Origin of the sequence: Pseudomonas sp. KCJK9111 (genome assembly GCF_046231935.1) — a bacterium.
Classification (GTDB): Bacteria; Pseudomonadota; Gammaproteobacteria; order Pseudomonadales; family Pseudomonadaceae; genus Aquipseudomonas; species Aquipseudomonas parafulva_B.
Genome location: NZ_JBJJMO010000135.1, coordinates 1 through 593 on the forward strand (window position 1 = coordinate 1; position 593 = coordinate 593).

A 593-nucleotide genomic window follows, 5' to 3' on the forward strand; every position below is an offset into this window, starting at 1 on the left:
GCATCGGTGGCAGTGGCTTGCAGCACTTCGCCGTCCACCTGGGCAGGGTTCAGGGTGATGCTGAACACGCCGGTGGCGCCGACCACCGCCGAGCCCAGCTCGGTGCCGTCAGCGGCCAGAATGCGCACGGTGCTGCCCGGCTCGGCGCGGCCCGTGACCACGGTGCCGTCGGCGCTCACCGCCAGCTCTGCAGGGGCGGCGGGAGCCGTGATATCGGGAGCGGTGACCTGGGCGGGCAGTGACGACACATCGTCGGCGATGGCCACCACATCCAGCAGTTCGCCGTTGGCCTGGGCCGGGTTCAGGTCGATGCTGAAGCTGCCGTCGGCATTGGCGATGGCGCTGCCGACCAACGCACCGCTGGCATCGCGCACTTCGACGCGTGAGCCTGCCGGGGCAGTACCGGTGAGCACGGTGCCGTCGGCGTTTACCGCCAGGTTGGCTGGGCTTTCCAGGGCTGGGGTCAGGGGCACTTCGTAGTCGACTGCGGGCGAGGCGTTGCCGCTAGGGTCTGTCTGCACCAGGCTCAGTTGCTCGCCGGGTTGCACGGCGGGGTCGAGGTTGACCAGGAAGGTGCCGTTGGCAGTGACCAC

Annotated in this window: 1 protein-coding gene; it reads right to left on the reverse strand. The window is 69.6% G+C overall.

The annotated features are described in order from the left end of the window. Positions 1-593, reverse strand: a 593-nt coding sequence (locus ACK59L_RS21505; RefSeq protein ID WP_409275959.1) for an Ig-like domain-containing protein, incomplete at both ends; no start/stop codon positions are given.